Source organism: Flavobacterium lindanitolerans (assembly GCF_002846575.1).
GTDB lineage: Bacteria > Bacteroidota > Bacteroidia > Flavobacteriales > Flavobacteriaceae > Flavobacterium > Flavobacterium lindanitolerans.
The window spans coordinates 202412-227552 of sequence record NZ_PJND01000008.1; the positions used below are offsets into that span (position 1 = coordinate 202412).

The following is a 25141-nucleotide window of genomic DNA, read 5'->3' on the forward strand; positions in this document are numbered from 1 at the left end:
TAAATCGATTAGCTTCTCAAATATTTTTTTTGCTTGAAATAAGCCAGAATCGAAATCAAGGTTACAATTCCAATCGACACAAAGACAAAATTAGGTGTTACTACCTTATCACCGCTGGCATAGGAATGCAATCCGGTCAGGTAGAAGTTCACACCAAAATAGGTCATCATGATGGAATAGAAAGCAAAAACGCTAAACACGTTAAAAATCCATGTTCCTTTTAGTCCCGGAACCAATCTGGCGTGGATTACGAATGCATAAACCATGATACTAATCAATGCCCATGTTTCTTTAGGGTCCCAACCCCAGTAACGTCCCCAACTTTCGTTAGCCCATTGCCCTCCAAGGAAGTTTCCTATGGTAAGCATTACCAGACCAACTGTTAATGACAATTCCGTGATATAGGTAATTTCTTTGATATTTAATTCCAACTTCTTGCTGTTCTTTTTATTGGCAAAAATCATCAGCAATAGCGAAACTAAGCCCAGTATCATTCCCAGTGTAAAAGGTCCGTAACTTGCCACAATCACGGCTACGTGAATCATTAACCAGTAGGAATTCAATACAGGCTGCAGGTTGGCGATAGCAGGATCCATCCAGTTCCAGTGTGCAATCATCAAAATCATCGAAGCAACAAAGGCTGTTGAAGCTACTGTCAATTCAGATTTTCTTCCGAAAGCCAATCCAAAGAACATGGTTGCCCAGCCTACATAAATCATCGATTCATAAGCATCACTCCACGGTGCGTGTCCTGAAATATACCATCTCATAATCAATCCGGCCGTATGAAGGATAAAAAAGAAACCGATAAGGATATGGAAGGCTTTTACAATAACACGAATGGCTTTTCTGCTATTAAATATCTTTACAATCGTGAACAGCAGCATGAAAACACCTGCCATCATATACAAATAGTATAATTTTTTAAAGATATCGTATTTGTTGTAAAGGATTTCTGAGTTGATTTTATCATCACTTGGACGAACTGCCTTTCCGTATTTCTTTTGGAAAAGCGTAATGCTTTCCAGAATTTCATCCGCCTGCTTGTAGCCGCCTGATTTTCTGGCTTCATTCAGGAATCCCATATAGGCCGGAAGTACATTTTTGGTATAGGTTGAATCTACACCTTTAATGCCCGTTTCATTCAATTCCAGATAGGAAACCCATTTATTGGCCTTGTTATACGGAATCGGGAAAATCTTTAATATTTTTCCACTCAAAGCCGCATTCAATAGCACTACTTTTTTATCGACATCTATAAAATCTTTCTGGAACTGGTTTGGAATGGCCGCTTTGTAGGCTTCGTCCAGATAAGGTGATAATTTGTAATTGCCCTGCTCGTCAAAAAAGCTGATAAATGGAACGTGTTTTGCCTTCAGGTCAACGCCTAAGATTTTATGCAGGCTATCATTGTCTTTTTTCAGGTAAACAAAAGGCACATTGAACCAAACTTCCGGATATTGTGACATTGATAAAAACACCTGGTCGGAATTATAGCCTTTATAGTGGTCGCTCTTGCTCACTTTTCGTAACAATTCTGATGAAAACGTATTGATAGGCTTCATTCTTCCGCCATCATCCTGAATTACGATTCTTCCAAATTTTGCCGCATGTTCCGGCTTAACTTCGATAATTTTCAACAGGGAATCAATCTGTTTTTCTGTAGGCATTACTCTTTTTAATGGAGCAGCGTTACCCGTTCCGTGATTGTGTCCCGGGGCATTATGGTCGTGCTGTGCAAAACTTCCGGCACTCACAAACAATAATAAGAGGGTAATCAGCTTGGCTTTTCTTGATTTGATTTTGTCCAGTTTTTTCTTCACAATACCAAATCTTGAGTTCTTATCAAATAAAATGGCCATCATGCCAATGTATAAAAGGAAATATCCGATATAGGTAATCCAGGTTCCCCAGAAATCGTGGTTTGCAGATAGTACCGTGATATTTGGTTCATAAGTATCTCTCAGGTGATTGTCTGTATAATCGTAGGATGCCTGGAAAAAACGGTAACCTCCGTGGTCAAGAACATTATTCATAAAAATTTCGTAGTCAAAAGGTTTCTCGTCTTCCACGGTAATTTTACTCCTGAAAGCCGAAAAGCTTTTCAAAGTTCCAGGATATTTTTCCGCAATAAAATCGTTCAGCTTGATTTTAAAAGGTAATGTATAAACTTTACTTCCGTAAAACAGCGTAAAGTCAAGACCTCCAACTTTAAAGGATTGAGGCTCTCCCATTTTTCCTTTGGAACCAATTAAGGTTACATCCTGCGTCTTCCCTCCCGCCTTAATTGTCACAATTAAAGCATCATCAGTAGTTTTGTCTTTATAGTCATTGTTCGATTCATAGGCAACTTTTCCTTTTATGGCAGCTTCCGGGAAAACAAACTGAGCCCCGCCAACATTATATAAGGAACGGAACATCAAATCCTGTACAGAATCTTTCACAACTGTACCCTGAAATTTGTCCGCCATACGCATAAACTGTCCGCCAAATGGTGCTTTGAAAGTATATTTGTCGCCTTCTTTGATAACATTTACCGCACCGTTTGTTGGTTTATTGAAAGCAAAAAGCACATTGTGGATGCTTTGTACTTCACCTTCTTTTAGGTAATGCTCATGACGCGACCCGTCTCCGGATTCAACCATTTTAATATATAATGTTCCATTCGGGTCTTCTTTAATGACCTCTTTGGCATTCATGATAAAGTCCTTGTATTCTATTTCATAAGGAGTGTCAGCAAATTTGCCCTTGATTGAGAAATCATTGTCCGTTACCTGTGAAAGCAACAGTTCCTTTTCTTCAACACGGCGTTTCATTTCGCCTTTATATTCGCCATCCACAAAAACATTGAGGAATGTTTTTTCGGAGTAAACCTGATTTTCAGAAGCACCTTCTGCAATAGACATCATTCCTTCATAACTGATGTGTCGGGTTACAAAAGCACCTATTAAAATAAAAATGAAGGAAAGATGGAGTAATAATGTAGCCCATTTTTCCTTCTTATGTAATTGGTATTTCTTGATATTTCCTATAAAGTTAATCAGAAAGAGAAACATAATTGCCTCAAACCACCAGCTGTTATAAATTAAAATCCGGGCAACATCGGTATTGTAAGCGTCTTCAATAAAAGTACCGATTCCCATTGCAGCTGCAAAAACGATAAATAAAACAGCCATTAAACGTGTGGAAAACAGGAAGGAAAAAATCTTATCCATGAAAAGTGGAATTACATAGTTTAAAAAGTGCCACAAAAATAAGGAAAAATGTTTGATACAACCGTTAATCCTACTCCTGCGTTTTTCGTAATTCCTTGTTAATTTTTTCTAAATATTTTAAGTCATTTTTAATTCTGTATCAAAAATCCTGAAACCTCATGAAATAATTGGGCGTATTGCGTTACCATTTAAAACTACAGGCAGCAGCACATTTCCTGCAAGCCTCTGCACATTCCCTGCAATGAGCATGATGGGCAAATTTTTCACATTCTACGGCACAGGCGGTACAGATTTTAGCGCACAACTTCATCAGGGCAGTGGAAAACCCGGAGTTCCTGGAACAGAACTTGACACAAAGAATGCAAATTTCTGCACAATCACGGCAAAGCAAAATACAGTGCAGGTGATTCTTATCATTCATTTCGATACAATTGGCGGCACAGACTTCACAGGCACCAAAACAGGCAAGGCAGGCTTCAACTGCCAGTTTAAACTTTTTCATAATCCTCCTACATTAAAACTTTTCAAATCCTTTACTTATTGGCTATTATAAATGTAGTGATTTAATTGCCTTCTTTATTCTAAGAGTCTGTTAAACCTAAAGGAATTATTGAAATAAACCTTCCTTGTAATTCATAACTAAATCCCTAAATTAGCGGCATGATTAGAGCAACTATAATCGGTTCCGGAAATGTGGCACAGCATCTTATCCATGCTTTTAAAAAAAGCAACGGAATTGAGCTGTCACAAGTTTTCTCACGACAAAAGGAAAGCCTTTCGCATCTGGTTGAGGATTCAAAAATAATCAATGACCATAGTCAATTTTTAGAAGCAGATATCTATATCATTGCTGTTTCTGATAGCGCCGTTGCTGAGGTTTCTTCAAGTCTTCCGTTTGAGAACCGACTTGTCGTGCATACTTCCGGTAGTGTTCCTTTGAGTGAACTACATCCGAAAAACCGCAGGGGCGTTTTTTATCCGTTACAAACCTTTACGAAAAACAAGGAAGTCGACTTTTCTACCCTACCAATATGCATGGAAAGCGAGTTTGACGATGATTATACCATTTTAGAAAATGTTGCCGAAGCAATTGGCTCCAAGCATTACCTGATTAGCTCTGACCAAAGAAAATCGCTGCATGTTGCCGCTGTTTTTGTCAACAATTTCACCAATCATCTTTATCAGATTGGGAAAGAGATTTGTGCTGAACACCAGCTACCGTTTGAAATTCTCAAACCGCTGATTGCCGAAACCGCCAATAAAGTGCAGCATCTTTCACCATTAGAAGCCCAAACCGGACCGGCAAAAAGAAACGACCTCAATACCATTCAGGCCCATTTGGCGTTACTTACAGACAATACACAAAAAGAAATCTATAAAATACTAACACATTCCATTCAACAATCTAATGTCAAAAAGTTATAAAGAAATCATGAACGACATCACGACTTTTATTTTTGATGTCGATGGCGTTCTGACCGATAGTTCTGTCCATATTACCCCAACCGGCGAAATGCTCCGCGTTATGAATATTCGCGATGGTTTTGCTATGAAAGCAGCAGTAGAAAGTGGCTACCATGTCTGTATTATTTCTGGCGGAAGTAACGAAGGCGTCCGAATCCGATTGCGAAATCTTGGCATCACAGACATCCATTTGGCTTGTCCGGACAAAGTTGAGGCATTCAAGGAATATACGGATATTTATAATATCAAACCGGAACAGGTGCTTTATATGGGTGACGACATTCCTGACTACCATGTGATGAAACTGGTGGGTCTTCCTACCTGTCCGTTGGATTCGAGCCCTGAAATCAAAGAAATCTGCACTTACGTTTCTCATAAAAATGGCGGCCGTGGAGCCGTGCGTGATGTTATAGAACAGGTAATGCGCGTACAGGGAAAATGGATGCAATATTTCAACGGAAAACACGATTAATAATTTACTGAACAGTAACCTATGTCTTTTTTAAAACTAATACGCTACCAAAACCTCATTATGCTTGCTATAATGCAATTGGTTTTCAGGTACGGATTTTTAGAATCACAGTCCATTCCTCTTGCCTTAAAGGACTGGCAGTTTGCGCTTCTGGTATTTTCAACCCTATGTATTGCGGCCGGCGGTTATCTTATAAATAACATCTTTGACCAGGCCACGGACGAAATCAATAAACCGGACAATGTGGTAATTGGAAAACAGATTTCAGAAAGCATGGGATATAATATTTATATTGCCCTGAATGTTATAGGCGTTGGTATTGGTTTTTATCTGGCTAATGCGATTCACAAACCTAACTTTGCCGCCATATTTGTTATTATTGCCGCTACATTATATGTATACGCCAATGGTTTAAAACAGACATTGCTGATTGGCAATATTATTATTGCGCTGTTGCTTTCATTGAGCATTCTTATTATCGGGATTTTTGACTTGCTGCCAATGGTTATACCTGAAACCCAGGCAGGTATGGGCATTATTTTCAATATCCTTATTGATTATGCCGTATTTGCCTTTATCATCAATTTTATCCGTGAAATTGTTAAGGATATGGAAGATGTCAACGGTGATTATAATCAGGGAATGAATACGCTTCCTATTGCTTTAGGCTTAGCCAGAACGGGCAAGGTAGTTTTCGGGTTGAGCTTTATTCCGTTGGGACTGATTATTTATTACATTAATGAAAATCTGTATTCCAACAACCTGTTTTATGCTTCTGCTTATGGTTTCTTATTTATATTGGCACCGCTACTCTACTTTACCATCAAGATGTTTTCTGCCAAAAAACAAAAAGATTTCCATCATCTGAGCAGGGTATTAAAGTTTGTTATTTTTTTCGGAATCCTTTCTATAGCTGTTATTAATTTCAATATCAAATATGCTTAATCCTCATTTAAAAAACTACACTATCCTGTTGGCATCAGGGTCACCAAGAAGACAGCAGTTCTTTAAGGACATGCATCTGGATTTTGAAGTACGCCTGAAAGAAGTAGACGAAATCTATCCTGAACATCTCAAAGCTTCCGAAATCACTGATTTTCTGGCTAAACTAAAAGCCGATGCTTTTCAGGATGAATTGGCTCCAAACGATATTTTGGTAACCAGCGATACAATTGTATGGCATAATGGAAAAGCTTTGGGAAAACCTAAAGATTATGATGATGCGTTCCAAATATTGAGAGCTTTGTCTGATTCCACCCATAAAGTCTATACATCCGTATGTTTCAGGCATAATGGAAAAACCGACATCATTAATGAGGTTACTAAAGTTACTTTTGCCCATTTATCAGACGAAGCCATTGCCTACTATCTTGATAATTTTAAGCCGTATGATAAGGCCGGAGCTTACGGCATTCAAGAGTGGATTGGCATCATAGGCATTAGCAAAATAGAAGGTTCCTACTCTAATGTAGTGGGGCTTCCCGTCCAAAAAGTTTATGAATATTTCACTACCTTTGGGAAAAACAGCTAGAAAATGTCCTTTTTCGAAGAAAATACTCCAAAGATTGTAAGCACAGTCGTACTGCTGGTTTGCGTAACAATTATTCGTTTTATTATTACAACCCTGATAAAACGATACGCCAAGCATGCAGAAATTAACGAGCATCGTGCTATTCTGGTCAGCAAGTACATCAGCATTGTTATTATGGCTATAACTTTGGCCGGTGTCTTTATGATTTGGGGCGTCCGAACAAACGACATCTATATTGCCTTTACTTCTGTCATTACCATCATTGGCGTTGCTTTCTTTGCCCAATGGTCTATACTGAGTAACATAACGGCAGGGATAATATTGTTTTTTTCCTTTCCTTTCAAAATTGGTGATACTATCAGAATCCACGATAAGGATTTCCCGCTGGAAGGAGAAATTGACGATATCAAGGCTTTCCATACCTATTTGAGAACCAAGGAAGGAGAACTCGTAACCTATCCAAACAATCTGCTGCTACAAAAGGGCGTTTCTATTGTGAATACCACACGGGAGGAACGGGAATTCATGGATTAGCATCTTACTTTGCTTTACATAAGCATAATCTGGATGCTATTTTGTAACTTCACTTTAACCAAGGTCATCCCAAATAGTAAAAATTGCCCAATGCTTAAGAAAATCAGATTCTTTTTACTCCTGTTGACTCTGTGCTGCTGCCACTATTCGCATGCGCAGGAAAAGCCCGTGAAAAGAGATTCTCTGAAAGGCTATCGGGACATTGAACGCTATTCCAAAAAAAGAGGTTTTACCAAATTCCTCCATAAGCTTATTTTCAAGCCTGTAGATTCAAAAAAACCAAAAAACAGGCAGAAAGATAAAGTCGTACTTAAAAGCTACAGCCAGTATGAAGGAAAAATTATCCGGAATATCTATATCACAACGCTTGATCCTTTCGGGTTTTCGGAAAAAGATACGACTAAAAAAGCCCGTAACGGATTTGAAAGGTTTGGAAATAACGTCCATATCAAAACCCGCCAGCTCACAATAAAAAACCTGTTGCTTATCCGAAAAAACAGGCCGCTGGATTCGCTTCTCGTCAAAGAATCCGAACGTTTAATCAGAAGCCAAAGATATATACGAAGCGTTGACTTTACTACCCGATTGGTAGGAACAAATGCTGATTCTGTTGATATTTATATCAGGGCGTTGGATTCCTGGAGCCTGATTCCGAATGCTTCCGGGTCGACTTCCAAGACTACTTTTGAGCTTACGGAACGAAATTTTTTAGGAACCGGACATGAATTGGACAATACCTACCGACAGCGATTCGACAATGGAAGGAGTGCCGTCAGTACGCGATATACGATTCCTAACATTCTTAATACCTATATCCGGACATCGCTCGCCTATCGTGTTGATGAGCATAATAACTACTCCAAAAGTATTTCCGTTGACCGTCCTTTCTTCTCTCCTTTTGCCAAATGGGGAGCCGGAGTCTATATTGGTCAGGATTTTACGGTTGATTCCTTACCGGATGCTACGGGACGTTATGCGGCACAAAATTTTAAAGTGGGAACCCAGGATGCCTGGGTAGGAAAATCGACCCAAATATTCAAAGGAAATTCCGAAGAAGACCGAACCACCAATTTCATTACTTCGTTCCGGTTCGTGAGAAAAAATTACAGCGAGTTCCCTGCGCCGGAATACGACAGCCTAAAGTATTTCTCTGACGAAAATTTCTATCTGGTGGGATTTGGTATCACTTCCCGAAAATTTATTCAGGATAAATACCTTTTCAATTACGGCATTACAGAAGACGTTGCCATTGGAAAAGTATATGCACTCACGGTAGGCCATCAGAATAAAAACCACATCAACCGACTGTATGTGGGCGGTCGCTTCTCTTTCGGGCAATATTTCAAATGGGGCTATTTTAGTACCAATGTCGAATATGGCACCTTCTTTAGAGGGCCAATCACACAGCAAACTGTCTTTTCTGTTGAGGCCAATTATTTTACAAATCTTATTGAATTGGGCGACTGGAGGCTGAGGCAATTTGTAAAACCAAGACTGGTAATAGGCAACAACCGCTTTCCTACGGTTGCAGACCGGGTAGACCTCAATGAAGAAAACGGCATACCGGGTTTTAGCAGCTATAAGTTGCGGGGTACTAAAAAAGCATTGTTAACGCTGCAAACCCAATCCTATTCGCCCTGGAATTTAGGAGGATTCCGTTTTAACCCTTTCTTTACTTATACGATTGGCCTGCTGAGCAACGAAAACAACAACCTCTATAAAGGAAAAGCCTATTCCCAAATTGGCATTGGCGTTATAATCAGTAATGACTTTCTGGTGTTCAATTCCTTTCAGTTTTCTTTCTCGTATTATCCTAGTGTTCCTATTGATGGCAGTGGGAATATGCAAACCAATTCTTTTAAAACAACCGATTTCGGAATGCCGAATTTTGAATTTGGAAAACCGCAAACCGTACCTTACGATTAGTTAAATATTTCTTAAAAAAATCGTACTGGCATCATTATTGGTTTTTGTTCTCCAACGAAGAACCTAAAAATACAGCGCTATGAAAACTCTAAAAGTATTAATTGCAGGATTGGGCCTTTTAATGGCCGGTACGCTTGAAGCACAAGTATCTGTTAATGTAAGTATCGGAAGTCGTCCGGATTGGGGTCCGGTTGGATACACAGAAGCAAATTATTATTATCTTCCTGACATTGAAGCCTATTACGATATCAGAGCCTCGAATTTTATCTACATCAACAACGGAACCTGGGTAAGAGCCCGATATTTGCCAACCCGATACCGTAATTATGATTTGTACAACGGTTATAAAGTAGTATTGACAGATTATCATGGGTCAAGACCTTATGCCCATTTCAATACCCATAAGGTTAAATATTACAGAGGACCGAGACCACGTCCGGTTGTCGTAAGAGAAGTTCACCACTATCATGACGACCACAAGCATTACAAAAAACATAAAAAACATCACAAGCATCGCCATGATGACTAATAAAATAAGGAGAGCCTGACAGCTCTCCTTTATTGTTAAAGTCTTAGTAAGAAAAACACATCCGAAAAATTAATTATTATATTTGAAAGTTAGTTCCATAAAATCAAAATGATACCAAAAACTGCTTACCACTCCCTCATTCTTTTTCTTCTTTCATTCTGTACGGTGAATGCCCAGAAACCGCAAAAATTAAGTTCTGGTGAAATCTACGAACAGGTACAAAAACTCAACTTTTTAGGGTCGGTTTTATACGTAGCCGCACATCCTGATGATGAAAACACCAAACTGATTTCCTATTTTTCTAATGAAGTAAAAGCCAGAACCGCTTATTTATCATTAACGCGGGGAGATGGCGGACAAAACCTGATTGGTTCTGAACTTCGCGAATTGCTTGGCGTTTTAAGAACACAGGAACTATTGGCAGCGAGAAGAATTGACGGCGGTGAACAGCTATTTTCACGGGCCAACGATTTTGGTTTTTCCAAAGAGCCTAACGAAACTTTTTCTATTTGGGACAAGAATCAGGTGTTGAGCGATGTAGTTTTAGCCATCCGAAAATTCCAACCTGATATTATCATTAACCGTTTTGACCACAGAAGCCCGGGAACCACACACGGACATCACACCGCTTCTGCCATGTTAAGCATGGAAGCTTTTGACCTTGCCGGAAATAAAAACAGTTTTCCGGAGCAGCTTTCTTCCTTAAAAACCTGGCAGCCAAAACGAATATTTTTTAATACCTCATGGTGGTTTTACGGCTCCGAAGAAAAGTTCGCACAGGCTGACAAAAGCAAAATGGCCACTATCAATGCCGGTGTTTATTTTGGAATTAAGGGTAAAAGCAATGGCGAAATAGCCGCGTTGAGTCGAAGCCAGCACAAATGCCAGGGTTTTGGTACTATAGGAACGCGTGGAGATGAAATGGAATATCTTGAATTTCTAAAAGGCGACTTGGCTAAAGATAAAAACAACCTGTTTGAAGGCATCAATACCACCTGGTCAAGAGTAAAAGGAGGCGAAGCTATTGGAAAAATCCTGAACGATATTGAGGCGCATTTCAATTTCAAAGACCCGTCTGTTCATATCCCGAAATTAATCGAGGCCTACCAATTAGTCAGCAAACTGGAAGACGAACATTGGAGGGCTATCAAAAAACAGGAATTGGAAAATATTATCCTGGCTTCGGCAGGATTGTTTTTTGAAGGTGTTTCTTCAGAACAAAGCACAAATCCGGACAGTGATTTTACCTTAAAGCTTGAAGCCGTAAACCAGGGCGCACAAGATGTTGAACTGGTTGCCGTAACTTTCCTTAATAATCCTGAAAATGGAATCATTCAAGGAAAAAAACTGGATAAGAACAAACCGTTCAAGACTGAAAAAAAATTACATACGCTTGCCTCTACTCCCTACACTTCTCCGTATTGGCTGAATGAAAAAGGAACATTGGGAATGTATACCGTCAAAGACAGGGCCATGATAGGACGACCGGATTCTGAAAAGCTCAAATTAAAATGGAGCCTTAAAATTGCCGGACAACCACTGGACATCTACAGAGAAATTATCTACAAAATTTCCGACCCGGAAAAAGGCGAAATCTACCAACCTTTTGAAGTATTGCCGGAAGCCACGGCTACTGTAATTGATGAGGTCACCATTTTCTCCGATTCCAAAACAAAACCGATTTCCGTAAGGGTAAAATCCGGAAAAGCGAACTTAAAAGGAAACATCAGCCTGCAGGTTCCTCAAGGCTGGACTGTTTCTCCTGACAAAATCGATTTTGACATCGCGATGAAAAACGATGAAAAGATTGTGGTATTTAACGTAACACCGCCTTCCTATGAAAATAAAGGCGTCATTGCTCCGGTAATTACTGTTGACGGACAAAAATATACGCAGAAATTAACGACCATCCAATACGACCACATCCCGAAACAATCGGTACTGATGCCATCTGAAGCTTCGGTTGTCCGATTAAATATTAAAAAAAGCGGACAGGTTATCGGCTATATCGAAGGAGCCGGAGATGAAATTCCGCAAAGCCTGAAACAGATTGGCTATGATGTAAGAATTATAAAACCTGCTGAGATTACGGAAACGGCTTTGTCCGGATTTGATGCCATTGTTATGGGAATCAGGGCGTATAATGTTATTACCGACCTTCAATTCAAACAGCGTTATCTTTTAGATTATGTTAAAAACGGAGGAACAATGGTCGTACAGTATAATACTTCCGGCAGACGTGGATTCAACGGCTTTAACGTTCCTGATTTTTCTCCTTACGAATTGAATATTTCCAGCGACAGGGTGACGGATGAAAATGCAAAAGTTTCTTTTTTAAACGCAACGCATTCGGTATTAAACCATCCTAATAAAATAACAGAAGCCGATTTCCAGGGTTGGGTTCAGGAAAGAGGATTGTATTTTCCTGACAAATGGGCTCCTGAATTTACGCCTATATTGGGTATGAAAGATTTAGGAGAAACTGAAAAACAAGGAAGCCTTTTAGTCGCAAATTACGGAAAAGGATATTATATTTACACAGGATTAAGCTTTTTCCGCGAACTTCCGGCCGGAGTTCCTGGAGCGTTTAAGCTGTTTACCAATCTTATCTCTATAGGAAAAAAGGACAAATCATAAATTAATGAAAGAAAAGAAATTAAGAAGCTGGAAAAGAAATTACACCCTGGTGCTTGTAATGAATGCCCTGTACATTCTGATTTTTTATTTTATAATGCAATATTTTTCATAAATGCAGGCAATTGACTGGGTAGTTTTAATCATTACGCTTTTTTTCATCGTTTTTTATGGCGCATGGAAAACGCGGGGCAGCAAAAACGTACAGGATTATATACTGGGCAACAACGAAACGCCATGGTATACTGTAGGAATCTCCGTAATGGCAACCCAGGCCAGCGCCATTACTTTTCTTTCCACTCCCGGACAGGCATTTAATGATGGTATGGGGTTTGTGCAATTCTATTTCGGATTGCCGTTGGCGATGATAATCATCTGTATCACTTTCATACCTATTTATCACAAACTTAAAGTTTATACAGTCTATGAGTTTTTAGAACAGCGTTTTGACCTTAAAACACGTTCTCTTGCTGCTATACTGTTCCTGATTCAGAGAGGCTTTTCAACCGGAATCACGATTTATGCACCCGCCATCGTATTGTCATCCATATTGGGCTGGAATCTGAACCTGATGAATATCATTATTGGTATACTGATTATCATTTACACGATGACAGGCGGTACAAAAGCCGTTAATGTTACCCAAAAACAACAGATGTTTATCATCATGTCGGGGATGTTTATTGCCTTTTTCATCATATTGAGCCTGCTTCCTAAAGAAGTTTCCTTTAATAATGCATTACAGATTGCCGGCGTAAATGACAAGATGAATATCCTTGATTTTTCGTTAGACAAAGAAAAAAGATATACGGTCTGGACCGGAATCACGGGCGGTCTGTTTTTAGCCCTCTCCTATTTTGGAACAGACCAGTCGCAGGCACAACGCTATCTTTCAGGCAAATCTGTAAAAGAAAGCCAGATGGGACTTGTATTTAACGCACTTTTGAAAGTACCGATGCAGTTCTTTATTCTTTTGGTCGGGGTGATGGTCTATGTCTTTTTCCAATTCCAGTCGGTTCCAATTAACTTTAATCCGAACAGTAAGGCAAGTATTGAAAAATCAGTATATGCCGGTGATTACAAGCAACTGGAAAACCAATTGGTTGATATTGCTTCAGAAAAAAAAGAAGTAACATTGGCTTATGTCAATCAACTGAATATAGAAACAGACAATAAGGTACTCAAAAACAGGATTATTGCCTTAGCAGAAAAAGAAAAAACAATTCGTGAACAGGCCAAAGTCCTGATTAGTAAAGCCAATAAAAAGAACAAGACTACAGATAGTGATTATGTTTTTATCCATTTCATAATACATTACCTGCCAAAAGGATTTGTCGGGTTGTTACTAGCCGTGATTATTTGCGCGGCCATGTCATCAACAGCAGCCGGAATCAATTCATTGGCTTCAACAACCGTAATCGATATCTATAAAAGAAACATAAAAACGGAGAAATCCGAAGCGCATTTCGTGAAGGCTTCTAAAGGCTTTACGCTGCTTTGGGGTATCATTGCCATCTTATTTGCCTGTTTCGGAACCTTATTTGAAAACCTGATTCAATTTGTCAATATTATCGGTTCTATATTTTATGGTACTATTCTGGGTATTTTCCTCGTTGCCTTCTATATTAAATATGTGAGGGCACAGGCCGTATTCTGGGCAGCCGTATTCAGCCAGATAGCCATATTCGTAATTTATTATTTTGCGATATACATCTTTCCTCCGGGCAAAGAAAAACTGAGCTACTTATGGCTCAACTTTATAGGAGTTGTCATTACCATCATTATTTCCGTAAGCCTTCAGTATTTCAAAAATTCTAAAGAAATCAAAGCATAAAAAAAGCCGATTGCAATGCAATCGGCTTTTTGTTTGTATTCAATGGAATTATTTTTTGCTCCACTCGTTGATGCTGTCTTTGTTCATTTTCACATAATCAGCATTATTTGCCTTTTCTGCAGCAGCCAAAGATAATTTCGCTGTTTCGATAGCACCTTTCTTATCTCCCAGTTTAGATTGGATTAATGATTTTTGTCTCAGGTACCAAAAAGGAGCTTCTCCTTTTGTTTTCTCGATAGCAGCATTAACCCAGGTCAGGGCTTTGTTCATATCACCGTTTGACTGGTAAAAATATTGTGCTGAAGCGAAATAATCATCTGCTTTTGGTCCTGCCAAAGTAGATTCGATACTTGCCATAGCTGTTTTTTGCGTAGGAACATCGAACTTAACGGCTACAAGTGTTTTTTCCCATGAAATTTCCAGGCTTCCTGAATCGTTGCTGATTCCGTTTACCGCAATGGTAAAAGTTTCAACATTTCTGTTCAGATTTTCCGGCTTAACGCTTGTTCTTAAAGCTACCTTATTTTCATTCCATTCTGCCGGTAATCCCCAGTTGTTGGTGTCTTTATAGAAAATAACATCCCATGAGTCTGCTCTTGGAACCGTAAAAAGGCTGTAGCTTCCTTTTGGAAGGTCTTTTCCTCCTATTTTTACATCTTCACTAAATGTGATTATAGTATTGCCATTGGCTCCGGTTCTCCATGTTTTTCCAAAAGGAACCAAATCTCCAAAAACAGCCCTTCCTTTTGCACTGGGGCGAGAATATTCGATATGTACATCTGTTAATCCGACTACCTGAGTAATGTCAGATTTCGGACTTGCCTGAGGCGTTTTTACTTGAGCATTGGCCGTCAATGTGATTAAAAGTAATCCTGCGGCAATAACTATCTTTTTCATAATAAATTATTAGATTTTGATTTTTGCGAATTTAATAATTTCAAGTCATTTAAATGTTAAATAAAACCAAGAAAAAATAACTTTTTGTTTAACATAATTAAATTTAAATTAAACAATATTGTATTTTTGTAGTATGAAATTATATACACTACATACAAAACAACAACTTCCTGTTTCAATAGAAACGGCCTGGGAATTTATTTCCAATCCTAAGAATCTGGAAATAATCACTCCCAAATCCATGCAATTCAAGACGCTTTCGGGTGATGAAAAGGAGATGTTTGCCGGGCAGATTATCCATTATAAAATCACTCCGTTATTTGGAATTTCAATGCAGTGGGTTACTGAAATCACACATGTTCAGGAACAAAAATTCTTTGTTGACGAACAACGTTTCGGTCCTTATGCCTTTTGGCACCACAAGCATTTTCTAAAAGCGATTCCGGGCGGTGTTGAAATGGAAGATATTGTTCATTATAAATTGCCTATGGGCCTATTGGGCCAATTGGCACATCCCTTTATGGTCAAGCCAAAGCTGGATGAAATCTTTGCTTACAGGCGAAAAAAACTCATCGAAATTTTTGGCGAATTTAAATCCTAAATCATGAATATATTCTGGTTCAGACGTGACTTACGTTTAGATGATAACAAGGCATTGTTTGAGGCATTATCAAACAATGCCACACTTCCTGTTTTTATATTTGACAAAAACATCCTTAGTGAACTTCCTAAAGATGATGCCCGCGTGACTTTTATTTCCGCATTGCTGGACAATATACAGGCCATCCTAAAACAAAACCATAAATCACTGGCTGTTTTTCATGATGGCCCCATACACGTTTTTAAAAAACTGGTTGCTGAAAATGCAGAGATAAATGCCGTCTACACCAATCACGATTATGAACCTTATGCCCAAAAACGGGATGCTGAAGTTGGCGCATTTTTAAAATCTAAAAACATAGCCTTCCATACTTTCAAAGACCAGGTGATTTTTGAAAAAGAAGAAGTGATAAAAGAAGATGGTAAACCTTATGTTGTGTTTACGCCCTATTCTAAGAAATGGAAAGAAAACTTTAATGAAAAGCTTACCGAATCCTTTCCTTCTGAAAAGAAACTGGCTGAAATAGCCCAACATTCCTATCCGTATCTTTCACTAAAAGAGATCGGATTTGAAGCATCCGGGATAAAAGTTGCCGACTATAATATTTCAAGCGCGCTAATTGAAAATTATGCCGAAACCCGTAATTTTCCCGGTATAGAGGGCACGTCTCATTTAAGTCCTCATTTGCGGTTTGGTGCTGTCAGTATCCGAAAGATTGTAAAAACAGCGCTCAAACACCGAAAAGAAACTTTTTTAAATGAACTGATTTGGCGGGAGTTTTTCATGCAGATTCTTTGGCATTTTCCAAACACGGTCACAGAAAGTTTCCGTCCGAAATATGACCATATCCAATGGCGTAACAATAAAACCGAATTCCAAAGCTGGTGTGAAGGAACTACCGGCTATCCAATAGTTGATGCCGGAATGCGGCAATTGAATGCTACAGGAACCATGCACAACCGCGTTCGAATGATTGTGGCCAGCTTTTTATGTAAGCATCTCCTGATTGACTGGCGTTGGGGCGAAGCGTATTTTGCTGAAAAACTATTGGATTATGAGCAATCCAGCAATATAGGCAACTGGCAGTGGGCTGCGGGAAGCGGTGTCGATGCCGCTCCTTATTTCCGGATTTTTAACCCAAGCGAACAGGTTAGAAAATTTGACAAAAATTTAAAATACATCCGGAAATGGGTTCCTGAGTTTGAGCAATTGGACTACAGGCCAATAATCGACCATAAGGAAGCACGGGAAAGATGCCTGGTAGTATATAAAAAAGCAGTCGGATAACGACTGCTTTTGTTTTATGCATTTATATTTTTTATTTTCTCGAAATTCAAATCCCGGAAATCGGTTATCACCATATCTGCCTTTGACTGGTCCTGCCCTGTTCCGCTTTCACCTTTGTAGGCAATACAAAAAATCCCCGCCGCTTTGGCAGCCGTAATTCCGTTGGTACTGTCTTCAATAACAATACATTCATTGATAGGCGCTTTTGAATAGGAAGCCGCTTTTAAGAAAATAGCCGGATTGGGTTTGGATTCAGGAAAATCCTCACCACTGACTTTGTGCGTGAAATACGGATTCAATCCGAAACGCTCAAAAACCTTGTTGATAATGGCCATTTCAGAAGAGGAAGCCACTATCAGCTGTATACCGTTATTGTATAAATCAATAATAAGTTCCTTAACGCCCGGCATCAGATACAGGTCTTCCTTTTTATCAAAAGCCTCTATAAAAAGTTTGTTTTTGGCTTCAATCAGTTCTTCTACTTCATGAACCAATTGAAAATTATCTTTGATTTTCTGATAAATCATCTTATTGGAGTTTCCTGTGAAAGTGTGGTACATTTCATCCGGAACGGTAATATCCAAATCTTTAAATTGCAATAAACTCACATCATAATGAACCGGTTCGGTGTCAACTAAAACACCGTCCATGTCAAAAATTACGGTCTTAACCATTTTTATTTTACTTTAAATTCTTAATCTTTTCGGCGTTTAGCTCGTTAAAATGATTGATAATCCTATCTGCTTTTGACAAATCCTGAAGCTTGGTGTTTGCGCTTCTGTAACCTATACAAAAAATTCCTGCTGCAACCGAAGCTTCAACTCCGTTGGTACTGTCTTCTATAACAATGCATTCGTCTTTTTTCCCTATTGCTAAAGAAGCCGCATATTCAAAAATAGCCGGATGCGGTTTTGACTTCGGAAAATCTTCGCCACTCACAATATCCGAAAAATACTGATGCAGCTTAAAACGGTTAAAAACGCGTTCTATTGTTACCTTTGAAGCCGATGATGCAACAATGAGCTGAATACCGTTTTTATAAAGGTCTTTTATCAAATCCTCAACTCCTTCTATAAGATGAAGGTCTTTTTTAGTATCAAAGGCATCATTAAAAATATTTCTCTTTCTCTGTATCAAATCCTCGACATCGTGGTCCAGACCAAAAGCATGTTTTAGTTTCTGGAAAACATTTCGTGTAGAGTTTCCGGTAAAAGTAGCAAACAGGTCATCGGTTACAGAAATTTCCAGTTCATCAAAATGCTGGAAATAGGCATATCTGTGAACGGGTTCCGTATCAACGATAACGCCGTCCATGTCAAAAATTACAGTTTTTATCATTGTTGTGTTGTGTGTTTTGAGTAGTTTAGTTCTTATTCTTTCTTCAACAGATATCGGATTACTGTTTCTGCCGCATGAAGCCCGAATAATCCCGGCATATAGCTATTGGTTCCGTAGAATGATTTTTTGAAGTTGGAACCGTCTGTCATTCTCAAACTATTCGGGTCCTGGATTTCATAGGAATAAACAGCTTTCACGCCTTTATCGATTCCGGCTTCTCTCAATCTTCTTTTAACAGCCTTTGCCAGATAGCAGTTTTTGGTTTTACTGATGTCGGTTACTTTTACTTTACCTGCTTCCATTTTGCCTCCGGCGCCCATACTGCTGACAATTTTTATTTTTTTGCGTTTGGAAGCAATAATCAGGTTTAATTTTGGTGTTATACTGTCAATACAGTCCATCACATAATCAAATTCATCGGTAACAATCTCAAAAGCCCTTTCCGGCGAAAGGAATTCTTTTATTCTAGTTAGCTGTAATTCGGGATTTATATCCATCAGACGGTCACCAACCACATCAATTTTTGGCTTGCCCACGGTAGAATGCAATGCGGGAAGCTGACGGTTAATATTGGTAATGTCAACAACATCACCATCAACAATTGTCATTTTTCCAACACCCGCCCTGGCAATAAATTCAGCTGCAAAAGACCCTACACCACCTACTCCAACAATCAATACGTTTGAATTCTTTAATTTTTCAAGACCTTCTTTTTTGAACAACAATTCGGCTCTTTCTGTCCACTGCGCCATTTTCTATAATTTATTTTTGTACTTATTTTTTAAAAACATTTTTAAAATTCTGCTCTACAATTCCCTGCAAATCTTCAGGATTTTTGCCTTTGTACTTCGAAGCTACGGCATATACTTCTTCTATTGTTTCTTCAATCGTATCCGTTTCCAGGAAAAAACGATTATCCGGAACATTTTTAAAAACCGATTCCAATTCCGGGTTCCGCAACAAATATTTACCAAAAGAAAGATAAAAACCATTTTCCAGCAATTGTCTGGCCAATTGTTCATTTTTTGAGAATCCGTGGATAATCATCGGAACCGTAATCTTTACATCATTCCTGATGGCTATTAATTCCTGAAACGATGCTACACAATGGATAACCACCGGTTTTTGATATTTTTGAGCCAATGCCAATTGTTTTCTAAACACCTGTTCCTGCAGGCTAAACGGAATTTCAATTCTTTTATCCAGTCCGCATTCGCCAACAGCCAGACAATTGGAAGTCTGTATTTTTTCTTCTATAACGGCAAGGTCATCTTCAACCCTATCCGCTACAATATACCACGGATGAATCCCTATCGAATACAACGGAATGGACACATCGAATTCCTGCGGATATTGATTGACCAATTCCAGGCAACCGGGATGGTTTGAGAATTTATGCGTGTGGAGATTGTATAGCAAAGCTTATTTTTTAAATTTTTTCACTCCAGCCTTAATTTCAATCGCAAGATCATTTTCCTGTGGAGGAATCGGGCATGAATATTTATGATTATAGGCACAATACGGATTATATGCCGTATTAAAATCAATAGAGATTGTATCGCCTTGTGGTATTTTCAAATCAATATACCTTCCACCTCCATAACTGTCAACTCCGGAAGTCAGGTCTGTAAAAGGCAAAAACAATGCATCCTTATATTCTTCTATTTTTTTCAAATCCAGACTTTGGTAAAGATTTACCTTGAACTTTTTCCCGTCTATCGAAAAATGGGCTTCACCATATTTCACATACATGGGTTTTCTGGAGGTAGTCGTTGGCATTTCAAAAGGTTTTTCGTCCGGAGTTCTTATGAACTTTGCATTGACGAAAAAATTTCCGTTTATGGGATAAAAATCCAAAGCCTTAAATGTTTTCAAATCTTTCTTTAGCAAGGGACTTTTTACCGAGTCGGCATATTCCGCATTTAATTCTTTCTGGAAAGCAACAACAGCTTCTTTATCAAAACTTTTTTGCGCCAATAAAACGGTCGATACCAATAAAAACAGCAGGTTGAGGAAGCTTTTCATGAATTTCAATTTTTATGCAAAAATAAGCAAAATTATCGATTACGCTTTCCAAAAAAAGGGAAGCAAACTTTGTAACTTTGTGTCAAAAATTGACTATCTGATGCTCCAAACGGCCTTCAAGCGCTATATAGATTCCTTTCGGGGATTTTCTAAAGAAATCTGGATACTGGCACTTATTACTTTCATCAACAGGACAGGAACAATGGTTCTCCCATTCCTTTCGAAATATATGAAAGAAGACTTGCATTTTGACTATGACGCCATTGGAACGGTTATGGTCTTTTTTGGTTTGGGGTCAATGATTGGTTCCTGGATTGGCGGAAAGCTTTCCGATAGGATTGGTTTTTACAAAATAATGATTTTCAGCCTGCTCACCAGTGGTCTGCTGCTAATTTTTGTGCAGTTTGTCACTTCATTTACAGGAATGTGTTTTGCCATGTTTGGTATTATGCTTATCGCAGATATGTTTCGTCCGGCCATGTATGTTTCTCTGGGAGCGTATGCCAAACCCGAAAACAGAACCCGTGCTTTTTCACTGGTCCGGCTTGCAGTCAATTTAGGTTTTGCCGCCGGTCCGGCATTGGGAGGGCTGATTATTATGGGAATTGGCTACAAAGGCTTGTTTTGGGTTGATGGTGCTTCCTGTATTATTTCCATACTGATTTTTGCTACATTGGTGAAAGAAAAGAAACTAGCTACCCATCAAGACCATGAGGATGCTGAAAAAGCGGTTGTAAAATCTGTATTTTGGGATGGCCCTTTCTGGATATTCCTTTTCGGAAGCTATTTAACAGCCCTGATTTTCTTACAGCTGTTCTCAACATTGCCGCTATACCATTCCGAATGGTATCATATCACAGAATTCCAAACCGGATTGCTGATGTCGTTAAACGGCCTGCTCATATTCTTTTTGGAAATGCCGATGGTGACTTCACTCGAAAGAAAACAGGTCAATCGCCTGAAACTCATACTATGGGGTACCTTTCTGTTAAGCGTGAGCTTTTTTGTACTACTTTTTGACAATTGGGCCGGCATACTGATTGTCAGCATGCTTTTTATGACCTTTGGAGAAATACTGAATTTTCCGTTTACCAACTCTTTTGCTATGAGCCGGGCTCCAAAAGGACATGAAGGTCGTTATATGGCCCTGTTCACCATGAGTTTCAGCCTGGCACATATTACAAGCGCCAAATTGGGGTTAGGAATTATTTCCCGCTACGGCTATGCGACAAACTGGTTGGTAATGGGGGTTTTAGGACTCCTCTCCTGTGCCAGCATATTGTATCTGAAAAGAATAGTTACACAAAACAAATAAGCTGATTTTATTCACTATCGGGAGGTTTATACGATAGGAAAGAAAGTGCTGAAATCTATTTTCTATAATTTTCTATTTTATACATACAACACATAAACTTAGCGCTTCAGAACCTTAGTATCTCTTTTTATTCCAGCCACAGGTTTAAAAAATTACACCGATTTAAAGCTTCTCTATAGAAATGAAAGAAGACATAAAAAGTTAGACTTTAATCATTTTGTATATCAATCAATAAAACACTCTTAAACCATCTTTTTGTTTTTCAGACAATTAACACACATAAATCATTATTTTTGTGTTTTCCTTTTTGATAGCCTTACAATAAAAAACTAAAATTTACGTTAAATAACTAAGAAAATAGTTTGTCAACTAAAAAATTAGTTATACATTTGTCTTGTTAGAGTTAGGATATGGATTATCTCCTGAATAGCATTTAAAAAATTATTCAGGAGAAAAACCATTAAAAAAGGAACAAGATGCAGAAGTTAACAAACAAAGAAGAAGAAGTAATGCAGATTTTATGGAAGCTGGAAAAAGCTTTCGTTAAAGAGATAATGGCTGAAATTAAGGAAGACCAGCCACATTATAATACATTATCTACTATAGTAAGGATTTTGGAGGAAAAAGGATTTGTTGGGCATACTGCTTTTGGAAATTCACACCAGTATTATCCTATTGTAGCGTTGGAAGATTACAGAAAGCGTTTTATGACAACCGCAATTGATAATTATTTTGACAGTTCCTATAAAAATCTGGTTTCGTTTTTTGCGAAGGAAGAAAAAATTTCTGCCGATGAGCTACGCGAAATTTTAGACATGATTGAAAAAAAGAAATAAATATGGAAAACTTTATCCTATATTTTGCAAAAGCGTCAGCTCTATTGGCCGTATTTTTCTTAGCCTATTATTTTTTGCTTAGGAAAGAGACTTTCTTTACTGCCAACAGATGGTTCCTTTTGGCCGGAATAATAACTTCTTTGCTTTTGCCAAAGATAATTTTTGTAAAGACAATCTGGGTTGAACCTGCTGCCACAGTAAATTATGCTCCAATTGAAACAGCAAAAGAACCCATTGCTTTTGATGCTATTCCTAATGCTGAAGCCGGATTATCTTCACCCCTACATACGGTATCAGAAAACTCAGTTATAACTACTGAGCCGCTTATGGTTGAAGAACCAGCCTTTGAAATCAACTGGCTGTATGTTATAGTTGGCGTATATCTTATAGGAATGTTTTTCTTTTTGGTGAAATTTATCCAAGATTTTTGGGGCTTGCGAAAAATTTTCCGCAACCAGACTGTTGAGCTTCACGGAAGATTCAAATTTGTGGATACTGACAGGATACAATCACCTTTTTCATTTTTTAATTATATCGTCTATAATTCGAATCACTTTAAAAAAGAAGAACTGGAAAACATACTGGAACACGAAAAGGTACACAGTTCGCAAATGCATTCTGCAGATATGATTTTAAGCCAGTTGTTCTGTATCGCATTTTGGTTCAATCCTTTTGCCTGGCTACATAAAAAAGCTATCGTTCAGAATTTAGAATTTATTGCCGATTCAACAGCTTTAAAAGCCGTTCCGGACCGTATAATTTATCAGAAAACATTATTAAAAGTAAGTGCACCTCATCACTGCATTCCAATTACTAATCATTTTTTTCAATCATTAATCAAAAAACGAATCGTTATGTTAAACACAAACCAATCCAAAAAGAGGAATTCCTGGAAGTACGCCATCGTATTGCCATTGCTGACAGTCTTTATGCTCCAGTTCCAGGTAGAAACTATTGCACAGGAAAAAGAAGGCGGAAAAGTTCAGGAGCAACAGACAAGCAATTATGAAGTCAGAGTCGATAAAAACTCTACTGATGACTATTTGAAAGCACAGTCAAAAATCTTTAAGAACAATCACGGAATTGACCTGAAATTTTCCAAAATCAAAAGAAATTCAGACAAGGAAATTGTTGCTATCAAAACAACTTATAAGGATAAAAACGGTAATTCCGGTGACTCCTACCTAAAAGGTAAAGAGCCCATCCAACCTTTCCTTTTGAGCAGAGAAGACAATAAGGTAGTTGTTTCGAATGTGCCGGCTGTTTACGGAAGTTTTAATACACCAACCGTTTACGGTAAATTCAAAAACAATTCGTCGCCGGTAGCTTTGACATATAAGACAGGAATGCCTGCAATGCCAATACCTCCTGTTCCTCCAACAATGCCAAATGTGCCAGCATTACCCAATGCGCCAACATTCCCACAATTGCCTGCACCTCCTACACCTCCAAATACAGAGTATGATGAAAATAGTGCGGAGTGGAAAAAATTTGAAGAGCAGATAGCAAAATTCGAAGCCGAAATGGATGCAAAAGAAAGCGATATAGCAAAATACGAACAAGCTATGGAAAAATTTGCCGCACAGGTAGAAGCTACCTACACTAAAGATGTTGAAAAACAAATGGCCGAATTTGAGAAAAAAATGAAGGTCTATGAAAAAGAAATGGAAGTATATGCCAAGCAAATTGAAACTCTAATGGAGAAAGAGGAAAGAAACAGATAACCAGAAAACAAATAAAAAAAGCTGTCAATAGACAGCTTTTTTTGTATCTTTAAGATAAAAAGTGATGTTTAAGATATTAGCAAAACTAAATAAATGGCTGTTGCCTAACTATACTAAACAAGGTTTGGATTTGGCGAAGGCAACCAAATTCCAAAAAGCAATTATAGCCTGGAAATACTACGTTACCATCCACGCACTGGACTAATACTTTAAAGGAGAAAAAATATCGTATTGCCTTATTTTTTCCCTTCCGTTGAGGAATGTAAGCTCCATCAGGAAATTGCATTGCACAATCTCACCGCCTAATTTTTCTACCAATTCGCATACTGCTTTTGCCGTTCCGCCCGTAGCCAGTACGTCATCATGTATTAATACTTTGTCGCCTTTTTGTATGGCATCGGTATGGATTTCTAACGTATCCTGTCCGTATTCCAAATCATAAGTTGCCGAAATCGTCGTAAACGGAAGTTTTTTGGGCTTTCTTACCGGAACAAAACCGGCGTTTAGTTTATAGGCCAAAAGTGTGGCAAAAAAGAATCCCCTGCTCTCCACTCCCACGACCTTATCAATTTTTACATCAGGCAAACCATTGAGTAACAGCTCCAAGCACATTTTTGAAGCTTCCGGTTCAGCTAAAAGAGGCGTTATATCTTTAAAAACAATTCCTGGTTTTGGAAAGTCCTGAATATCACGGATGTACTTTTCTATTGACATTTTTATTACATTTAATTTAGAAATTGATTTGCAAGATAAACATAATTTCCTATATTTGCACCCGCATTAAGGCCTCGTGGCGCAACTGAATAGCGCATCTGATTACGGCTCAGAAGGTTACAGGTTTGAATCCTGTCGAGGTCACTTCAAAAGGACAAATCAAAATTTTGATTTGTCTTTTTTTTTATCTCATAAACTCTTTTATTAAACAGTAATATAAATCGTAAGGCTTCATTCGCCTCACTGTTGGGTATTTATATATAAT

24 protein-coding genes and 1 tRNA gene are annotated in these 25141 nt (G+C 38.4%); 16 read left to right on the forward strand and 9 right to left on the reverse strand.

What is annotated here, in order from left to right; translation table 11 throughout:
• Positions 1–8: 8 nt before the first annotated feature.
• Positions 9–3215, reverse strand: coding sequence for a cytochrome c biogenesis protein CcsA (locus B0G92_RS10785; RefSeq protein ID WP_101472202.1), 3207 nt, complete (start codon positions 3213–3215; stop codon positions 9–11).
• Between the two features lie 181 nt (positions 3216–3396).
• Entirely contained in the window at positions 3397–3717 is a 321-nt protein-coding gene (locus B0G92_RS16875) for a four-helix bundle copper-binding protein (RefSeq protein WP_101472203.1), read from the reverse strand.
• A 158-nt stretch (positions 3718–3875) separates the two neighbouring features.
• Here B0G92_RS16875 and B0G92_RS10795 point away from each other — a divergent pair, with 158 nt between their 5' ends.
• The 9 genes from B0G92_RS10795 (at position 3876) to B0G92_RS10835 (ending at position 14139) form a co-directional block, all read left to right on the forward strand.
• Positions 3876–4640 (forward strand): Rossmann-like and DUF2520 domain-containing protein, encoded by a 765-nt coding sequence (locus B0G92_RS10795; protein WP_101472204.1) that lies wholly within the window; start codon positions 3876–3878, stop codon positions 4638–4640.
• Entirely contained in the window at positions 4624–5151 is a 528-nt protein-coding gene (locus B0G92_RS10800; protein ID WP_056066141.1) for a KdsC family phosphatase, read from the forward strand. The genes B0G92_RS10795 and B0G92_RS10800 overlap by 17 nt, the downstream gene beginning before the upstream one ends.
• Positions 5152–5172: 21 nt before the next feature.
• The gene (locus B0G92_RS10805) at positions 5173–6096 is read left to right on the forward strand and encodes a geranylgeranylglycerol-phosphate geranylgeranyltransferase (RefSeq protein WP_101472205.1); all 924 of its coding nucleotides are present in this window, start codon (positions 5173–5175) and stop codon (positions 6094–6096) included.
• Entirely contained in the window at positions 6089–6682 is a 594-nt protein-coding gene (locus tag B0G92_RS10810; protein WP_101472206.1) for a Maf-like protein, read from the forward strand. Before B0G92_RS10805 ends, B0G92_RS10810 begins: the two co-directional genes overlap by 8 nt.
• Before the next feature lie 3 nt (positions 6683–6685).
• Entirely contained in the window at positions 6686–7216 is a 531-nt protein-coding gene (locus B0G92_RS10815) for a mechanosensitive ion channel domain-containing protein (RefSeq protein WP_101472207.1), read from the forward strand.
• 90 nt (positions 7217–7306) lie between these two features.
• Complete coding sequence (locus tag B0G92_RS10820) at positions 7307–9142, forward strand: BamA/TamA family outer membrane protein (RefSeq protein WP_245867812.1); 1836 nt, start codon at positions 7307–7309, stop codon at positions 9140–9142.
• A gap of 79 nt (positions 9143–9221) precedes the next feature.
• Positions 9222–9671, forward strand: coding sequence for a hypothetical protein (locus tag B0G92_RS10825; protein ID WP_101472208.1), 450 nt, complete (start codon positions 9222–9224; stop codon positions 9669–9671).
• Positions 9672–9779: 108 nt separating this feature from the next.
• Entirely contained in the window at positions 9780–12308 is a 2529-nt protein-coding gene (locus tag B0G92_RS10830; protein WP_101472209.1) for a PIG-L family deacetylase, read from the forward strand.
• A gap of 112 nt (positions 12309–12420) precedes the next feature.
• Positions 12421–14139 (forward strand): sodium:solute symporter family protein, encoded by a 1719-nt coding sequence (locus B0G92_RS10835; RefSeq protein ID WP_101472210.1) that lies wholly within the window; start codon positions 12421–12423, stop codon positions 14137–14139.
• A gap of 48 nt (positions 14140–14187) precedes the next feature.
• On the opposite strand, the gene B0G92_RS10840 is transcribed toward B0G92_RS10835, so the two are convergent.
• Positions 14188–15036: a DUF2911 domain-containing protein gene (locus tag B0G92_RS10840; RefSeq protein WP_101472211.1), complete on the reverse strand. Its 849-nt coding sequence runs from the start codon at positions 15034–15036 to the stop codon at positions 14188–14190.
• Positions 15037–15169: 133 nt separating this feature from the next.
• On the opposite strand from B0G92_RS10840, the gene B0G92_RS10845 reads away from it, so the two are divergent.
• Positions 15170–15637, forward strand: coding sequence for an SRPBCC family protein (locus B0G92_RS10845; RefSeq protein WP_056066113.1), 468 nt, complete (start codon positions 15170–15172; stop codon positions 15635–15637).
• Positions 15638–15640: 3 nt separating this feature from the next.
• Positions 15641–16924, forward strand: a complete 1284-nt coding sequence (locus B0G92_RS10850; RefSeq protein WP_101472212.1) for a cryptochrome/photolyase family protein — start codon at positions 15641–15643, stop codon at positions 16922–16924.
• 14 nt (positions 16925–16938) lie between these two features.
• Here the strand turns inward: B0G92_RS10850 and B0G92_RS10855 are convergent, their stop codons facing one another.
• Genes B0G92_RS10855 through B0G92_RS10875 form a run of 5 tightly spaced genes read right to left on the reverse strand, consistent with a single transcriptional unit; the run spans position 16939 to position 20287 of the window.
• Positions 16939–17598, reverse strand: a complete 660-nt coding sequence (locus B0G92_RS10855) for an HAD family hydrolase (protein WP_056066107.1) — start codon at positions 17596–17598, stop codon at positions 16939–16941.
• 7 nt (positions 17599–17605) lie between these two features.
• The gene (locus B0G92_RS10860; protein ID WP_101472213.1) at positions 17606–18262 is read right to left on the reverse strand and encodes an HAD family hydrolase; all 657 of its coding nucleotides are present in this window, start codon (positions 18260–18262) and stop codon (positions 17606–17608) included.
• A gap of 32 nt (positions 18263–18294) precedes the next feature.
• Positions 18295–19014 carry a tRNA threonylcarbamoyladenosine dehydratase gene (locus B0G92_RS10865; protein ID WP_101472214.1) on the reverse strand — a complete coding sequence of 240 codons (720 nt, stop codon included), beginning with the start codon at positions 19012–19014 and terminating at the stop codon, positions 18295–18297.
• A 22-nt stretch (positions 19015–19036) separates the two neighbouring features.
• Positions 19037–19681, reverse strand: a complete 645-nt coding sequence (locus B0G92_RS10870) for a TatD family hydrolase (RefSeq protein WP_101472215.1) — start codon at positions 19679–19681, stop codon at positions 19037–19039.
• A 3-nt stretch (positions 19682–19684) separates the two neighbouring features.
• Positions 19685–20287, reverse strand: coding sequence for a DUF1684 domain-containing protein (locus B0G92_RS10875; protein WP_101472216.1), 603 nt, complete (start codon positions 20285–20287; stop codon positions 19685–19687).
• 100 nt (positions 20288–20387) lie between these two features.
• On the opposite strand from B0G92_RS10875, the gene B0G92_RS10880 reads away from it, so the two are divergent.
• The 4 genes from B0G92_RS10880 to B0G92_RS10895 all read left to right on the forward strand — a co-directional run bounded on the left by B0G92_RS10880 (position 20388) and on the right by B0G92_RS10895 (position 24367).
• Positions 20388–21602, forward strand: a complete 1215-nt coding sequence (locus B0G92_RS10880; RefSeq protein ID WP_101472466.1) for an MDR family MFS transporter — start codon at positions 20388–20390, stop codon at positions 21600–21602.
• 476 nt (positions 21603–22078) lie between these two features.
• Positions 22079–22438, forward strand: coding sequence for a BlaI/MecI/CopY family transcriptional regulator (locus B0G92_RS10885; RefSeq protein WP_056066092.1), 360 nt, complete (start codon positions 22079–22081; stop codon positions 22436–22438).
• A 2-nt stretch (positions 22439–22440) separates the two neighbouring features.
• Positions 22441–24162, forward strand: coding sequence for a M56 family metallopeptidase (locus tag B0G92_RS10890; protein WP_101472217.1), 1722 nt, complete (start codon positions 22441–22443; stop codon positions 24160–24162).
• Between the two features lie 64 nt (positions 24163–24226).
• Positions 24227–24367 (forward strand): hypothetical protein, encoded by a 141-nt coding sequence (locus B0G92_RS10895; RefSeq protein ID WP_056066087.1) that lies wholly within the window; start codon positions 24227–24229, stop codon positions 24365–24367.
• Here the strand turns inward: B0G92_RS10895 and B0G92_RS10900 are convergent.
• Entirely contained in the window at positions 24364–24876 is a 513-nt protein-coding gene (locus B0G92_RS10900) for an adenine phosphoribosyltransferase (RefSeq protein ID WP_101472218.1), read from the reverse strand. The genes B0G92_RS10895 and B0G92_RS10900 overlap by 4 nt on opposite strands.
• Before the next feature lie 70 nt (positions 24877–24946).
• On the opposite strand from B0G92_RS10900, the gene B0G92_RS10905 reads away from it, so the two are divergent.
• A tRNA-Arg gene (locus tag B0G92_RS10905) sits at positions 24947–25020 on the forward strand.
• Positions 25021–25141 lie beyond the last annotated feature (121 nt).

What these genes read in the sequence shown, in the direction of transcription:
- B0G92_RS10785 (WP_101472202.1), bottom strand. Translation starts at nt 3,215, where the DNA reads ATGGATAAGATTTTTTCCTTCCTGTTTTCCACACGTTTAATGGCTGTT.
- B0G92_RS16875 (WP_101472203.1), bottom strand. Translation starts at nt 3,717, where the DNA reads ATGAAAAAGTTTAAACTGGCAGTTGAAGCCTGCCTTGCCTGTTTTGGT.
- B0G92_RS10795 (WP_101472204.1), top strand. Translation starts at nt 3,876, where the DNA reads ATGATTAGAGCAACTATAATCGGTTCCGGAAATGTGGCACAGCATCTT.
- B0G92_RS10800 (WP_056066141.1), top strand. Translation starts at nt 4,624, where the DNA reads ATGTCAAAAAGTTATAAAGAAATCATGAACGACATCACGACTTTTATT.
- B0G92_RS10805 (WP_101472205.1), top strand. Translation starts at nt 5,173, where the DNA reads ATGTCTTTTTTAAAACTAATACGCTACCAAAACCTCATTATGCTTGCT.
- B0G92_RS10810 (WP_101472206.1), top strand. Translation starts at nt 6,089, where the DNA reads ATGCTTAATCCTCATTTAAAAAACTACACTATCCTGTTGGCATCAGGG.
- B0G92_RS10815 (WP_101472207.1), top strand. Translation starts at nt 6,686, where the DNA reads ATGTCCTTTTTCGAAGAAAATACTCCAAAGATTGTAAGCACAGTCGTA.
- B0G92_RS10820 (WP_245867812.1), top strand. Translation starts at nt 7,307, where the DNA reads ATGCTTAAGAAAATCAGATTCTTTTTACTCCTGTTGACTCTGTGCTGC.
- B0G92_RS10825 (WP_101472208.1), top strand. Translation starts at nt 9,222, where the DNA reads ATGAAAACTCTAAAAGTATTAATTGCAGGATTGGGCCTTTTAATGGCC.
- B0G92_RS10830 (WP_101472209.1), top strand. Translation starts at nt 9,780, where the DNA reads ATGATACCAAAAACTGCTTACCACTCCCTCATTCTTTTTCTTCTTTCA.
- B0G92_RS10835 (WP_101472210.1), top strand. Translation starts at nt 12,421, where the DNA reads ATGCAGGCAATTGACTGGGTAGTTTTAATCATTACGCTTTTTTTCATC.
- B0G92_RS10840 (WP_101472211.1), bottom strand. Translation starts at nt 15,036, where the DNA reads ATGAAAAAGATAGTTATTGCCGCAGGATTACTTTTAATCACATTGACG.
- B0G92_RS10845 (WP_056066113.1), top strand. Translation starts at nt 15,170, where the DNA reads ATGAAATTATATACACTACATACAAAACAACAACTTCCTGTTTCAATA.
- B0G92_RS10850 (WP_101472212.1), top strand. Translation starts at nt 15,641, where the DNA reads ATGAATATATTCTGGTTCAGACGTGACTTACGTTTAGATGATAACAAG.
- B0G92_RS10855 (WP_056066107.1), bottom strand. Translation starts at nt 17,598, where the DNA reads ATGGTTAAGACCGTAATTTTTGACATGGACGGTGTTTTAGTTGACACC.
- B0G92_RS10860 (WP_101472213.1), bottom strand. Translation starts at nt 18,262, where the DNA reads ATGATAAAAACTGTAATTTTTGACATGGACGGCGTTATCGTTGATACG.
- B0G92_RS10865 (WP_101472214.1), bottom strand. Translation starts at nt 19,014, where the DNA reads ATGGCGCAGTGGACAGAAAGAGCCGAATTGTTGTTCAAAAAAGAAGGT.
- B0G92_RS10875 (WP_101472216.1), bottom strand. Translation starts at nt 20,287, where the DNA reads ATGAAAAGCTTCCTCAACCTGCTGTTTTTATTGGTATCGACCGTTTTA.
- B0G92_RS10880 (WP_101472466.1), top strand. Translation starts at nt 20,388, where the DNA reads ATGCTCCAAACGGCCTTCAAGCGCTATATAGATTCCTTTCGGGGATTT.
- B0G92_RS10885 (WP_056066092.1), top strand. Translation starts at nt 22,079, where the DNA reads ATGCAGAAGTTAACAAACAAAGAAGAAGAAGTAATGCAGATTTTATGG.
- B0G92_RS10890 (WP_101472217.1), top strand. Translation starts at nt 22,441, where the DNA reads ATGGAAAACTTTATCCTATATTTTGCAAAAGCGTCAGCTCTATTGGCC.
- B0G92_RS10895 (WP_056066087.1), top strand. Translation starts at nt 24,227, where the DNA reads ATGTTTAAGATATTAGCAAAACTAAATAAATGGCTGTTGCCTAACTAT.
- B0G92_RS10900 (WP_101472218.1), bottom strand. Translation starts at nt 24,876, where the DNA reads ATGTCAATAGAAAAGTACATCCGTGATATTCAGGACTTTCCAAAACCA.